Below are 14,153 nucleotides of genomic sequence, written 5' to 3' on the forward strand. Positions count from 1 at the left end.
TCGGCGTACTAACAAACAGTCAAGCCTGACTTTTTATTGAAGGTGGGACCGACCGGGATAGTCCGTCACGTTCCGGATCCGGATCGCCGGTGACGGCAACCAGAACGTGACGGACTATCCCGACGTCTCCACAACCCCGACCGACCCCGGCCGACCCCGACCGACCCCGACCGACCCCGACCGACCCCGACCGACCCCGACCGACCCCGGCCGACCCCGACCGACCCCGACCGACCCCGGCCGACCCCGACCGACCCCGACCGACCCCGGCCGACCCCGACCGACCCCGACCGACCCCGACCGACCCCGGCCAGCCTCAGTCGACCCGGGTCACCAGGGGCAGTCGGGACCGGGCGCAGAGCCCGACGATGGCGGCGGTGAGGAGGGGCAGCGCCACGACCAGGCCGAGGATCATCAGCCAGGGGATGTCGAGGTAGTGCGCGCGGACCTCGGCGTAGCCGCGGGTGAGCGGGTAGCTGACCGCGATGCCCGGAATGAAGCCCACCAAGGCGCCGAGGGTGGCACCGACGAAGCCGATCACGAGCGCGTACGACGCGGCGATCGAGCGCCGTCGCCGCGGCGAGGCGCCGACGGAGGCGAGCGTGGCGAGGTCCGGACGCGCGTCGGAGAGGGCCAGGAAGGTCGCGGTCAGCGTGCCGCCGAGCATCAGCACGCCGCCGAGACCGGCGAGCACCAGCTGCGCGATCATCGTCTCGTCGGGCATCTGGTAGCCCCGCTCGACGTAGAACCCGGCGTCGCTCGTGACGGACCGCGCGGCGTCGGCGACGGCGCGCTCGCTCTCGGCGGAGATCCCGACGCCGCCGACCGCCAGCCCGACCCTTGCGGTCGGCACGTCGAGTTGCCGGAGGACGTCGTGCGGCAGCACCATCGTCGCGACCCGGTCGGTCCCGGTGTACGACACGAACGCCGCCGGCACGGTCACCGGCGGCAACTCGTCGCCGTCGCCGGGCGTCCACCACGAGGCGCGCAGGACGACCTCGCCGGCGTCGACCGGGTGGTCGGTGAAGATCACCGCCCGGCCCGTCGCGAGCGCCGCGTCGGCGCGGTCGCGGTCACCGAGGGAGATGCCACGGACGATGGACGGCAGCCGGTCCCCCGCGAGGATCGACGAGCCGTACGACGACCCCCACCCGTCGAGCAGCGGCTCGCCGTCGCGCTCGCCGGGCAGGTGCGCCTCGACGTAGTAGGACCGCGCCTCGGGGTCGGCGATCGGGGAGCTCTCGGGGACGCCCACGATCGGCGTGAGGTCGGCGCCGGGCAGCTTGCCGGCGACGGTGTCCTGGAGGCGCGACCACTGCTCGTCGGTCAGCCCCGGGGCGGTGACGGCGCCGTCGCCCATCGGCAGCATCGCCTGGTAGGTGCCGCGGTTCTCCGCCTCGTCGCTGGTCACGCCGATGCCGAGCGCGACCACCCCGGCGACGGTCGCGGCCACGGCGGCCACCGCGGGCACCGTGCGGGTGCGGTGCCGCGCCGCGTCGCGCGTGGCGTAGCGCGGCGACAGCGGCAGCCGGCCGGCCAGCCGGGCCAGGGCCACGACGACGACCGGGACCAGCAGGATCATCCCGAGCACCGCGACGACCGCCGAGGCGGCGATCGTGAACTCGCCGCTCGACGCCGAGGTGGCGCCGTACGCCGAGCCGGCGATCCCGGCGCCGAGCAGGCCGACGCCGAGCAGCGGCGAGCGCAGCGACGGGCGCCGGTCGGCGCGGCGTCCGGCCAGCACCGCCACGACGTCCTGGCGGGATGCGATCCAGGCCGGCACCACGGCGGCCAGCACGGCGCTGACGAGACCGAAGAGCATGATGCCCACGAGGTGCGGCCACGGCACGTCGAACGGACCGAACCGCTCGCTCGACCAGTGCTGCACCACGGGCACGAGCAGCCAGCCGACCGCGATGCCGAGCAGGACGCCGCTCACCGCGGCGACCACACCGAGCACGACACCACCGCCGACGACCACCCGTCGGCTCTGGGCGGGGGTGCCGCCGCTGGCGGCCATCAGGGCCAGCGTGCGCGACTGGCGTCGGGCCGTGACGGCGAACGCCGGGCCGGCGAGGAGCACGACCTCCAGCAGGGCCATCGCCACGACCAGCACGATGACCGCGATCATCGCGTCGTCGGTGCCGCCGCTCCAGCCACGGATCTCGTCCGGGATCTCCGAGTCGGGTGGCGGATCGGTGAGCACCGCCCGCGACAGCACCGTCGCGCCGAGGGCGTTGAGCTCCTGCACCGTCTCCCACGAGACCGGGCCGCCGGCGGCGAGGTACGCCGGCCCCATGCCCCACGCGGCGCGGCTGACCTCGATGCCGAGGCTGCCGAGCCGACCGGCCGCCAGCGGGTAGCCGCGCGAGGCCGTGGACTCCGCCACGCCAACGATGACGGGCGACGGCGCGCCGTCGACGACCAGGTCGAGGCGGTCGCCCACGGCGTAACCCCGATCGAGCATCGCCTGGTTGACGACCGCCTCGTCGTCGACGGCCGGCCACCGGCCGGAGGCGAGCTCGAAGAGGCCGTCGGTCATCGGGTCCCGCAGGTCGACCTCGGTGCCGGCCGCGTACGTCACGCCGTCCTCGGTGCGGACCAGGAGGTCGCCCTCGCGCTGCTCGACGAGCCGGGCTCCTCCCAGGGCGTCGGCCAGCTGCTGCGCGGTCGGGACGCGGTCGGCCCCACCCGTCGAAGTGTTGCCGTCGAACGGGTCGAACGCCTGGAGCACCGGCGCCCCGCCCGCCGGCACCTCGAGCTGGGCGTCGGCCGACCCGAGCCGCCGGTCGAGCCCCTCGACACTGCTGACGTCCTGGGTCCGGATGATCACGTCCGCGGCCGTCACCGCCAGCACGGGCAGGGCGATCATCACGAGCACGAGCACCGAGCGGCCCCGGTGACGCAGGGCGTCGCGCCCGGCGAGGCGGAGCGCCAGTCGCCAGGAGGTCAGCCCGCTCACTGCGTGGCGCCCGCGTCGAGCAGCGCGTCGGCCCGGTCGGCGCCGGTCTCGTCGACGACGACGCCGTCGCGCAGGAAGACGACCCGGTCCGCCCAGGCGGCGTGCCGCGCCTCGTGGGTGACGAGTACGCCGGCCGCGCCCGCGTCACAGCGCGCGCGGAGAAGCCGCAGGATGCTCTCGCCGGTCTCGCTGTCGAGCGCGCCGGTCGGCTCGTCGGCCAGGATCAGCCGCCGGTCGCCGACGACCGCGCGGGCGATCGCGACCCGCTGCTGCTGGCCGCCGGACATGTGGTCGGGGAACCGGTCGGCGAGGTCGGCGATGCCGACCTCCTCGAGCGCCCGCCGCGCGGTGGCCCGGGCGGTCCGACTGCGGACGCCGTCGAGCTCGAGCGGGAGCGCGACGTTCTCGACCGCGGTGAGGGCGGGGATCAGGTTGAAGTCCTGGAAGACGAAGCCGATCGACGTACGCCGGGCCCGCGCGCGGCCGGCGGCGCCGAGCGCGGCGAGGTCCTGGCCCTCGACCGTCACCGTGCCGGCGGTCGGCGTGTCCAGGCCGCCGGCCAGGGTGAGCAGCGTCGACTTGCCCGAGCCCGACGGGCCCATCACCGCGACCAGCTCGCCGGGATGGGCGGCGAAGGAGACCGACCGGAGCGCGTGCACCTCGGTCTCGCCCGCACCGTGCACCCGGGTCACCTCTCGTAGCTGGAGCACGGCGGTCACGACTCGTCCTCCTGGCGCTCGGTCCGCGCCGCGGCGGGTCGGGCATGGGCGGCGCGGAGCCGGTCGGCGCTCTGCCGCAGCCAGCGCGTCTCGGCCTCGCGCAGGCGCTGCGCCTGCTCGATGGTCACGCTCGCGGTCATCGCGACGCCTCCCGCTCGACGGCGGCCGGCGTCGCTGGGGCGGCCTCCGGCCGCTCCAGCTGGGCGCGCCGCAGGCGCGCCTCGCAGTGGTCGAGCCACCGGATCTCGGCCTCGGCGCCGAAGACCAGCGAGTCCAGCACCAGCGTCCACGCGAGATCCTCGCGCGACTGCCCGTCGGCGGCCCGGCGCTTGAGCCGGGTGTAGTCCTGGAGCGCGGACATCGTCGCCGTGCGCTGCTGCTGGATGACCGTCCCGACGTCGACCCCCGGCACGGTGACGGCCAGCGCGAGCTTGATCGCCAGCTCGTCGCGCGGCGGCTGGGCGCGCTCGACCGGCGTCGTGAACCAGGTCGCCACCTCATCGCTGCCGGCCTCGGTGATCCGGTAGACCACGTGCCCCGCGCCGTCGTCGCCGGCGCCCTCGACGAGGCCGTCGCGCTCGAGCCGGGTCAGCGTCGTGTAGACCTGCCCGACGTTGAGCGGCCAGGTCGCACCCGTCCGCTGCTCGAACTGCGCGCGCAGCTGGTAGCCGTAGCGCGGCCCCTCCTCCAGCAGCGCGAGCAGCGCCTGCCGCACCGACATGCCGGCCTCCCCCGTTCGCCATCCGCCCCCGTGACGGATGGATACTCGGTATGTATACCACGTATGCATGACAGACTGCGGCGATGCCGGCGCGCTACCTCGTCCCGGGCTACCGGGTCACCGACCACACCGCCGCGGTCCCCCTCGACCACGCCGACCCGGACGGGCCCGCGATCGAGGTCTTCGCCCGCGAGGTGGTCGCGATCGGCCGCGAGCACGACGACCTGCCCTGGCTGGTCTTCCTCCAGGGTGGACCCGGCACGAAGTCGCCCCGGCCGGCGAGCGGCGCCGGCGACGGCTGGCTCGCCGCCGCCACGCAGCACTACCGCGTGCTGCTGCTCGACCAGCGCGGCACCGGCCGCAGCACCCCGATCTCGGCGGCGACCGTCGCGGGGCGCGGCGACGCCGACCTCGCGGCGTACCTGCGCCACTTCCGCGCCGACAGCATCGTGGCCGACTGCGAGGCGCTGCGACGGCAGGTGGCCGGCGGCGAGCGGTGGTACACGCTCGGGCAGAGCTACGGCGGCTTCTGCACGATGACCTACCTCTCGCAGGCACCCGAGGCACTGCGCGGCTGCTACGTCACCGGTGGCCTGCCCGGCCTGACCGCGACGGCCGACGACGTCTACGCCCGTACCTTCCCCCGGATCGCGGCCAAGAACGCCGCGCTCTACCGCCGCTACCCCGGCGACGCCGCCGCCGTGCGGCGGATCGCCGACCACCTCGCCGCCGACGACGTCCGGCTGCCCGACGGCGACCGGCTGACGACCCGCCGGCTGCGCGTGCTCGGCAGCTCGTTCGGCATGAGCGACGCCTTCGAACGACTGCACTGGCTGCTCGACGACGCCTGGCACGACGAGCGGCTCTCCGCAGGCTTCCGCTACCAGGTGATGGCGCTGACGGGCTTCGTCGACACCCCGCTCTTCGCGCTCCAGGAGTACGCCTACGGCCGTCCCGGCTCCGGGCCGAGCGGCTGGGCCGCACAACGGGCGATCGAGGGCCGCCCGGAGTTCGCCGACGACGCCGACCCGCTGCTGTTCACCGGCGAGACCATGTTCCCCTGGATGTTCGAGGACATCGCCGCACTGCGCCCCTTCCGCGGCGCGGCCGACCTGCTGGCGGCGTACGACGACTGGCCGCCGCTCTACGACCTCGACCGGCTCACGGCCAACGAGGTGCCGGTCGCGGCGGTCGTCTACCACAACGACATGTACGTCGACCCCGACCTCTCGCTCGAGACCGCGGCCCGGGTCGGCAACGTGCGGGCCTGGGTCACCAACGAGTACGAGCACGACGGCCTGCGCGCCGACCCCGGGCGGCTGCTCGGCCGGCTGCGGGACCGGCTAGTCGGACCGGCCTGAGTCGACCACCAGGTCGAGGCCCGCCGCGGCGTTGCTGAGGCCGCGGCGCCCCCGCGACCACGGCACGGCCAGGACGCTCGCCAGGACGAAGCCGGCGGGCAGCAGCGCCCCACCGGGCAGGTCGGCGACCAGCAGCGCGAGGTAGCCGCCGACGCCCGTGACGAGCTTGACCAGGCGAGCCGCCGCGGTGGGCCACCGCCGGCCGCGGACGGTGCGGGTCGCGACCACCCAGTCGCCCACGGTGCGGCCGGCCACCAGCACGGCCGCGGCCTCGATCAGCGCCGGGACGCCCCACTGCAGGAGGGTCTGGACCTCGAGGTCGATCTCCGCGACGGGCCGGTGCACGACGTACAGCTGCCAGGCCCGCCAGGCGATCGCGACCCCGGCGCCGGCGACGAGCACGAACAGCCCGTCGCAGACCATGCCGGTCCAGCGCCGGCCGACGCTGACGCGCGTGGGCAGCGGCCGGACCCGCGGCCGGTGCCGGCGCAGCAGCCCGGCGGCGAGCACCCCGCCGACGAAGGCGCCGAACGTGTTCACGATCAGGTCGTCGACGTCGAGGAGCCGGTAGGGGCAGGGGTACAGGCCCCACAGCGCCGTGCCCTGGGTGCACTCGATCGCCAGCGAGATCCCGAAGCCGAGCAGCGTCGTGACCAGGACGCCGCGACGCAGGACGAGCCGTACGAAGAAGCCGAGCGGCACGAAGAGCGCGACGTTCAGGGCGACCTGGAGGAACGCCGGGTCGCGCAGCAGGTCGACCGCCCGCGCCAGGTCGATCTCGCCGATCGTCGCGAACGGCACCGTCTGCCGGCCGACGCAGCGGTAGTCGCCGGCCGGCAACGGCAGCAGCGTGTAGGTCCACAGCGCCAGGCCGTAGACGGCGGCGCTCACCAGCACCAGCAGGTCGCCCGGTCCGAGGCGCCCGTCGCGTCGGTACTGCACCGCCGCGACCGGCGCGAGCAGGAGCACCGACAGGCCCGATCCGAGCACGATCGCGATGACCGCGTTCAGGGTCTGGTCCGACACCCGCCCACCGTAGTAGGAGGCTGCCGCGGGTCAGCCCGGGGTGTCAGCCGTCGACCCGGACCAGCGTGATGTCGTCGGAGTCGGGGTAGGTCAGGTAGCCCAGGTAGCGCACGCCGGCGACCAGGCCGCCCCAGGACAGGTCGACCGAGGTCTTCCGGTTGGCCCGCACCGGCACCGGGTCGGGCGTGAGCCGGAGGCCGCCGGCGGTGGCCGCCGGGTTGACGTCCCAGAAGTCGAAGCCGTAGGCCATCGGGGAGCCCTGGTCTCCCGCGGAGAAGCCCGCGACCTGGACGAGGTAGGTGCCGGGATCCGGGTTGCGCAGCGTGACGGCCTCGTCGCCGGACGCCGTACCGGACTGCCCGGCGATCGCGAACGCGTCCTCGATGTTGCACGACGTCGACGACAGCACGGTCAGGTCGAGGTCGGCGGTGTCGTCGACCGCGTCGACCTGGAAGCGGGCCAGCGTGGTCTCGGGGGTGACGGTCACGCACTGGTAGTCGTCCGCGCCGGCCGCGACGGAGTCGTTCACGGTGGTGGACTGCGCCAGGCCCCGGGCGTTGGCGTCGAGGTCGCCGGTGAAGCCGGCGACGAGCGGCACGCTCACCGAGCCGCTCGGCCCGGTGCCGGTGACCGCCGCCGGAGCGTCGACCGAGACCGGCCGGAGCGCGACCGGCAGCCGCACGGTGGTCGGCCCCTCGAGCACCACCGCGCCCTGGCTGTAGCGGCCGAGCTTCGCGTTGGTGCGGTGGAACACGAACTTCACGTCGATGGCGTCGTTCTTGCGGTCCGAGCGGATCCGCGCCGGCGAAGTCTTCACGGTGAAGCCGGGCACCGAGGCGGAGATCTCCCAGACGCCGGGCCGGGTCGCCTGGAAGGTACGCCGCAGCGTGGTCTTCGCCGTGACGGCGCCGTCGGCCAGCGACGGGACGTTGACCTTCTTCGGCGCCAGGGCGGGCGTTCCGGTCGCGATGCCCTGCTGGGTCACGAACCCGCGCCACTGCACCGGGGTGGAGGTCACGAACAGCCCGGGGTCGAAGAACCTGCGGGGGGTGACCTCGCCGGCGCCCTGGGCGAGGGCGTCCTTGGACTCCGCGCCCTTCTCGGTCAGCGCGGGCCGCGCCGTCGTCATCAGCGCGGACTTGATCTGCATCGGCGTCCACTGGGGGCGCTCGCCGTGGATGAACGCCGCGAGGCCGGCGATGTGCGGCGCGGCCATCGACGTACCGGAGTAGAGGTCGTACTTGCGGCCGGAGTTCGACGGCGGCGAGACCGCGGCCAGCACGCTCACGCCCGGGGCGGAGACGTCCGGCTTGAGCAGGTCGCCGCCGGAGACCAGCGTTGGGCCGCGCGAGGAGAAGCCCGCCACCTGCGGCAGCGGCGTCTGGTGCCTGGTCCGGTTGCCGAGCACGAACTCGGCGCGCGCCTTGCTGCCGGCCTCGCCCAGGTAGTCGAAGAGCCGGGTGCCGTCGGTGTCGGAGATGTGGACGGTCGGCACCGCGTGGAAGTCGGCGTCCAGGCTGTTCGGCGACGGGTTGACCAGGATCATCGCGACCCCGCCGGCGCGCTCGACCTCGTCGCTCTTCGCCACCCGGTCGTAGACGCCGCGCAGGCAGACGACGATCCTGCCCTTCACCTGGTCGCGGTCGAGGGACTTCGGCCCGCAGATGTCGGCGTCGCCGTCGGCCGCACCGGCCGCGGCCGCCCTGCTGGCGTCGACGACGCGCGTGCTCGGCACCGGATCGGTGGAGACGGAGGCGCCGACGATCCGCTTGCCGTTGCCGAGGACGATCGTGTTCTCGTAGTTGTAGCTGGTGGTCGCCGCGACGGTCGTGACCCAGGGGGCCGGGTGGTCGAGCGTCGACGGGTCGGGCCCGGAGTTGCCGGCGGAGGCGGAGACGAAGATGCCGGCCTCGGCCGCCCCCTCGAAGGCGAGCTCGACGGCGTCCAGGGTCGGGCTCGCGCCACCGCCGATCGAGAAGTTGATGACGTCGACGCCGTCGATGACGGCCTGCTCGATCGCCGCGATCGAGTCGGCGTTGTTGCAGCCGCTGTCGTCGGGGTCGGCGGCCTCCCAGCAGACCTTGTACACCGCGAGCCGGGCGGCCGGCGCCATCCCCACGACCCGGCCGAACCGGCGACCCTCGGTGCGCACCTTCTCGACCACGCCACCGGCGGCGGTGCTGGCCGTGTGGGTGCCGTGGCCGCTGCCGTCCCGGGCCGAGAGTTGCTCGGTCCTGGCCAGCTTGGCTGCCGGCACCGTCTGCAGGAAGCTGTCGGCGTAGTAGCGGGCGCCGATGATCTTCGTGGTGCAGTCCCGCTTGTGCCACTTCTCCGCGATCTGGCAGCGCCCGCGGAAGACCTGTCCGTCGACCTTCTCCATCCGGGTCTTCTCGCCTCGGCGCGAGACGTCCCAGGTGGTCTTCGGCTTCGTCGTCAGCTTCTCGCCCGCGAACGACTTCGACTCCGGCCAGATCCCCGAGTCCAGGTCGCCGATCACGACGCCGGCGCCGGCGTCGTCCCGGCCGCCGTGCCGCGCCCAGGCGCCGTGGCGGCCGGTCAACCCGAGGAAGTCCGGCGAGTGCCAGGTGGTGAGGCGCAGGGTGCGGGACTTCTCGACGAGCAGCACCCGGCGGTCGGTCGACAGGTCGAAGGCCTGCTCCTTCGTCAGGTCCGCGACGAACCCGTTGGCGGCCACCGTGAAGTCCTGCACCGTCTCCGTGCCGTGGTCGCGGGCGACCTCGGCATGGGTGCGCCGGAGGTGGGCGGAGTACGCCGCCACGCGGGCCGACCGGGCGTTGAACTGCCCCGTCGTCGACCGGGTCGCCGCGTAGCTGCCGGTGCCCCCGGCGTAGCCCGTGGCCGCGGGCGCGCGCAACAGCACGATGTAGCGGCCGTCGGCGAGCGAGCTGGGCGCCGGGCGGGTCTTGGCGTGCGCCGACGGGACCGGGACGATCGCGAGCAGTGCCGCGATGACGACTCCGATCCCGAGGACGCGCACCCTGGCCGAACCCGCCACCCCAGAGAAGCTCACCGGCCCACTCAACGGCAGCGGCGCGGCCCCGTCAAGCCGCGCGGCTTCAGCGGTAGGTGAGGTGCTCGCTCTCGAGGTGCGGGTGCTCGTTGAAGGTCAGCAGCCGGGCTCCGGTGGAGCCGACGACGACCCGGGTGACCGAGGAGTTCACGAGCACGGTGTTGAGGCGGCTCCAGAGCCGGGCGTGCATCGCATCGTCCGCCTCGGGGTCGACCAGATCGGCGCAGACCGACGCGATCGGCCCGCCCGAGCTGACGACGATGGCGGTCCCGCCGGGTCCGGCGTGCGCGGCCGCGGCGGCGAAGGAGACCCGGACCCGGCCCCGGAACGCCGGCCACGGCTCGGCGTACTCGTCGTCGTGGCCGCCGCCGCACCAGCGCGCGGTGGCGAGCTCGAAGACACGCTGGAACTCGCGCCGGTCCAGCTCGCCGGCGGGCGCGTCGGGGTGGGCCGCGACCACCCCCAGGTGGTCGAACTCGTCCCACCCGGGATCGACGGCCGCCGCCGGCCAGCCGCCCGGCGCGGACATCGCCTCCGCCGTCTCGCGGTGCCGCCTCATGCCGCCGCGCAGCACGGTCGTCGGCTCGACCTTCCGATCGCGCAGCCACCGGCCCAGCAGCCGCCCCTGCTCCCAGCCGGCGCCGGACAGCACGTCGTAGTCGTCGGCGCCGAACGACGCCTGCCCGTGCCGGACCAGCAACACCACGCCCATGCGCCGCAGGCTAGACGAACGACGAATTCGGGCGATTCGCCGGCCGCCGTTCGGGACTAGCCATCCTGCCCCCTTGCGGGGGCGCCCGTTCCGGGCTGAAAATCGGTGGGTGGCCGCCCGGTCGACGACGCTCACCCTATGGTCCGTTACGAGGCCGTGGACTAGCCTGCGCGCGGGGACCGGCCATGTGCCCTTCGATGTCGCCACGACCCTTCAGGGTCAGAGCACGAGGATTAGATTCGATCCACCTCATCAGTCCCCCCGGGCGGTCACCTGTCACACCCCTGCTCCAACAGCGCGGAGGTCACCCGTCCACAACTGAAGCCGACACGCAGCACCGAGCCATCGGAACGGCGCAAGGTTGTCGTGTGTCCGGCTCCGGCTGATTTTCGGATTAGTGTCGTGCGTTGGAAGTTGTTGAACGGTTGGCGTGCTCACGGTGCGTGCGCTGCCAGGCGCCGGAGTGCCGCCATACCCGCTCGTCTCGCAAGCGACGGCAACGCAGCAGAGCGCGTGCCATGGGTGCGCGAAGCGCACCAGAACTTCTGACGCACGGCACTAGCGTCCGAAGGTCAGCAATCCGCACGGAGGGAGGTCCACGATGTTCATCCAGATCATCCAGGGGAGGTGCACCCGACAGCCGGAGCTGCGCACGGTGCTCGATCGCTGGCCGCAGGAGCTCGGGCCGACGGCCGAGGGCTGGCTCGGGGGCACCTACGGCTTCACCGACGACGACATGTTCGTCGCCGTGGTCCGCTTCACCGACCGGGAGCTCGCGATGAGGAACTCCGAGCGCCCCGAGCAGAGCAGGTGGGCCGAGGAGATGATGGCGCTCTTCGACGGCCCGGTGGAGTTCCACGACTGCGACGACGTCAGCCTGCTGCTCGACGGCGGCTCCGACGACGCCGGCTTCGTGCAGGTGATCCGGGGCAAGGTCGACGACCCCGAGCGGCTGCGCGCGATGATGACCAGCGATCCGACCGAGCTCAAGCGGATGCGCCCGGAGATCCTCGGCGCCACGCTCGCGATCGAGCCGGACGGCACCTTCACCGAGACGGTCGCCTTCACCGACGAGGCCAGCGCCCGCGAGGGCGAGTCGGTCGAGCCGCCCCCCGACGTCCGCACCGAGCTGGAGTACGCCATGCACGGCGCGACCTTCTACGACCTGCACCATCCCTGGTTCTCGTCGCACTGAGGGTGTCGCTCAGCGCTCGTTTCACCGGCTGCCCGGCGAAACGAGCACGACACGCCGGACACCCGCGGCGTGTCGTGCGCGGGTCGCCTGGCCAGGTGAAGCGAACGCGACACGCCGAGCTCCTTCGGCGTGTCGCGTCCGTTTCACCGGCCGACCGGGGAAACGAGCAAGCCCCCTACGCCGGGAACGAGCCCCCAGAGGCAGCCAGGTCGCGCAGGTACGCCGAGGGCCGGAACCGCTCGCCGTACGCATCCGCGAGCTCGTCGGCACGCGCCACGAAGGCGGCCAGGCCGATCTCGCCGGAAGCACTCTCGTAGCCCTGCATGAACTGCGCGGCGCCGCCGGTCATCGCCGGGAAGCCGATGCCCATGATCGAGCCGATGTTCGCCGCGGCGGCGGACTCGATGACGCCCTCCTCGAAGCACTTCGCGGTCTCGATGGCCTCGACGAAGAGCATCCGGTCCTTCAGGTCCTGGAAGGGGACCGCGTCGGCGATCGGGAACAGCTCGGCCAGCCCGGACCACACCGACCCGCGCTTCCCGTCGGCGTACTCGTAGAAGCCGGCGCCCGCGAGCCGCGACGGGCGGCCGGCCGCGATCATCCTCTCGACGACCAGCGTGCCGGGGTGCGGCTCGTGGTCGGCGCCGTCACGTTCGGCGGCGGCCCGGGTCGCCTGGGCGATCTTGGCCATCAGCTCCATGTTCAGCTCGTCGGTGAGCTGCAGCGGGCCGACCGGGTAGCCGGACTGGGTCGCGGCGCGCTCGATCGAATAGGGCCGCTGGCCCTCGGCGACCATCGCGAGGACCTCGTTGACCATCGTGCCGATCACCCGTGAGGTGTAGAAGCCGCGGCTGTCGTTGACGACGATCGGCGTCTTCCTGATCTGCTGCACCACGTCGTACGCCTTGGCCAGCGCGGCGTCGGAGGTCTCCTTGCCCCTGATGATCTCGACCAGCGGCATCTTGTCGACGGGGCTGAAGAAGTGCAGCCCGATGAAGTCGGCCGGGCGGTCCACGCCGGTCGCGAGCTCGGTGATCGGCAGGGTCGAGGTGTTCGAGCAGAGCAGCGCGTCGGCGTTGACGTACGGCGCGATCTCGGCGAAGACCTGCTGCTTGAGCGACGGGTCCTCGAAGACCGCCTCGATCACCAGGTCGCAGCCGGCCAGGTCGGCCGGGTCGGCGGTCGGGGTGATCCGGTCGAGCAGCTCCTGGCTCAACTCCGGAGTCAGCTTGCCGCGCGAGATCGCCTTGGCATTGAGCTTCTCCGAGTACTCCTTGCCCCGCGCAGCGCTCTCGACCGAGACGTCCTTCAGCACCACCTGCATGCCCGAGCGGGCGCAGGAGTAGGCGATGCCCGCGCCCATCATGCCGGCGCCGAGTACGCCGACCTTGGTGGCCCGGTACGGCTCGATGCCCTGCGGGCGGAGCTTGCCGGCGTTGATCGCCTGCAGGTCGAAGAAGAACGCCTGGATCATGTTCTTCGCGCCCTGGTTGACGATCAGGCTGGTCAGGTAGCGCGACTCGATCCGCGACGCGGTGTCGAAGTCGACGCTCGCGCCCTCGACCGCCGCGGACAGGATCGCGCGCGGCGCCGAGTAGACGGCACCCTTGGTCTGCTTGCGCAGCAGGGCGGGGAACGCCGGCAGGAACGCCGCGAGGGCCGGGGTCTTCGGGGTGCCGCCGGGCATCTTGTAGCCGGGCTTGTCCCAGGGGTTCTGGGCCGCGTCGGGGTTGGCCTTGATCCACGCCTTCGCGGCGGGCACGAGCTCCTCGCGGGTCTCGACCAGCTCGTCGACCAGGCCCTTCTCCTTCGCGGCCTCCGGTGAGAACTGGGTGCCGGGGAGCAGCACGTCCATCAGCCCCTGCTGCAGCCCGAGCAGGCGTACGACGCGCGTGACGCCGCCGCCGCCCGGGAGCAGGCCCAGGGTCGACTCGGGCAGGCCGATCTTGACCGCACGGTCATCGACGGCGACGCGGTGGTTGCAGGCCAGGCAGATCTCGTAGCCGCCGCCGAGCGCGGCGCCGTTGATCGCGGCGACGACGGGGCGCGGGTAGAGCTCGAGCCTGCGCAGCCCGGCCTTGACGGCCTCGCCCATCGCGAAGACGTCGGCGGCGGAGTCCTTGGTGGCGGCCATCATGTTCTTGAGGTTGCCGCCGGCGAAGAAGGTCTTCTTCGCGCTCGCGATCACGACGCCGGTCACGTCGTCCTGCTCGTCGTACAGCCGCTGCACGGCCGCCGCCATCGAGGACTGGTAGAGCTCGGTCATCGTGTTGGCGCTTGACGTCGGGTCGTCCATCGTCAGGGTGACGATGCCGTCGGCGTCGCGCTCGTAGTGGACCGCGGTCTGCTGCTCGGTGCTGGTGCTCATGGTCTGTCCTGTCTGGATGACGGTGGTCGAGGTGCGAGGCGCGCCGACGCCGAGCCTC

General features: G+C 73.1%; 10 protein-coding genes. 2 read left to right on the top strand and 8 right to left on the bottom strand.

Annotation, left to right across the window (positions count from 1 at the left end; genetic code table 11):
- Positions 1–316: 316 nt before the first annotated feature.
- The 4 genes from KM427_RS24535 to KM427_RS24550 are packed head-to-tail and all read right to left on the bottom strand — an operon-like array spanning position 317 to position 4,402.
- Positions 317–2,962 (bottom strand): FtsX-like permease family protein, encoded by a 2,646-nt coding sequence (locus KM427_RS24535; RefSeq protein WP_215525662.1) that lies wholly within the window; start codon positions 2,960–2,962, stop codon positions 317–319.
- A complete protein-coding gene (locus KM427_RS24540) occupies positions 2,959–3,681 on the bottom strand; it encodes an ABC transporter ATP-binding protein (RefSeq protein WP_183595393.1) in 723 nt (240 codons plus the stop codon). Before KM427_RS24540 ends, KM427_RS24535 begins: the two co-directional genes overlap by 4 nt.
- The gene (locus KM427_RS24545; protein WP_183595392.1) at positions 3,678–3,821 is read right to left on the bottom strand and encodes a hypothetical protein; all 144 of its coding nucleotides are present in this window, start codon (positions 3,819–3,821) and stop codon (positions 3,678–3,680) included. The genes KM427_RS24540 and KM427_RS24545 overlap by 4 nt, the downstream gene beginning before the upstream one ends.
- Entirely contained in the window at positions 3,818–4,402 is a 585-nt protein-coding gene (locus tag KM427_RS24550) for a PadR family transcriptional regulator (protein ID WP_183595391.1), read from the bottom strand. The genes KM427_RS24545 and KM427_RS24550 overlap by 4 nt, the downstream gene beginning before the upstream one ends.
- A gap of 83 nt (positions 4,403–4,485) precedes the next feature.
- Between KM427_RS24550 and KM427_RS24555 the strand changes: the two genes are divergently transcribed.
- Positions 4,486–5,763, top strand: a complete 1,278-nt coding sequence (locus tag KM427_RS24555; RefSeq protein ID WP_215525663.1) for an alpha/beta fold hydrolase — start codon at positions 4,486–4,488, stop codon at positions 5,761–5,763.
- Here the strand turns inward: KM427_RS24555 and KM427_RS24560 are convergent.
- Genes KM427_RS24560 through KM427_RS24570 form a run of 3 tightly spaced genes read right to left on the bottom strand, consistent with a single transcriptional unit; the run spans position 5,746 to position 10,532 of the window.
- Entirely contained in the window at positions 5,746–6,789 is a 1,044-nt protein-coding gene (locus KM427_RS24560; protein ID WP_215525664.1) for a VanZ family protein, read from the bottom strand. The two genes, KM427_RS24555 and KM427_RS24560, sit on opposite strands and share 18 nt — an antisense overlap.
- A gap of 43 nt (positions 6,790–6,832) precedes the next feature.
- Positions 6,833–9,820 (bottom strand): S8 family serine peptidase, encoded by a 2,988-nt coding sequence (locus tag KM427_RS24565; RefSeq protein ID WP_215525665.1) that lies wholly within the window; start codon positions 9,818–9,820, stop codon positions 6,833–6,835.
- A gap of 46 nt (positions 9,821–9,866) precedes the next feature.
- Positions 9,867–10,532 carry a histidine phosphatase family protein gene (locus KM427_RS24570; RefSeq protein ID WP_215525666.1) on the bottom strand — a complete coding sequence of 222 codons (666 nt, stop codon included), beginning with the start codon at positions 10,530–10,532 and terminating at the stop codon, positions 9,867–9,869.
- Between the two features lie 601 nt (positions 10,533–11,133).
- Here KM427_RS24570 and KM427_RS24575 point away from each other — a divergent pair.
- Entirely contained in the window at positions 11,134–11,727 is a 594-nt protein-coding gene (locus KM427_RS24575) for a hypothetical protein (RefSeq protein WP_183595423.1), read from the top strand.
- A 175-nt stretch (positions 11,728–11,902) separates the two neighbouring features.
- Here KM427_RS24575 and KM427_RS24580 read toward each other — a convergent pair whose 3' ends face one another.
- Positions 11,903–14,095: a 3-hydroxyacyl-CoA dehydrogenase NAD-binding domain-containing protein gene (locus KM427_RS24580; protein WP_215525667.1), complete on the bottom strand. Its 2,193-nt coding sequence runs from the start codon at positions 14,093–14,095 to the stop codon at positions 11,903–11,905.
- Positions 14,096–14,153: the final 58 nt, after the last annotated feature.

It is taken from the genome of Nocardioides sp. LMS-CY (genome assembly GCF_018732145.1).
In the GTDB taxonomy this organism is placed as follows: domain Bacteria; phylum Actinomycetota; class Actinomycetes; order Propionibacteriales; family Nocardioidaceae; genus Nocardioides; species Nocardioides soli.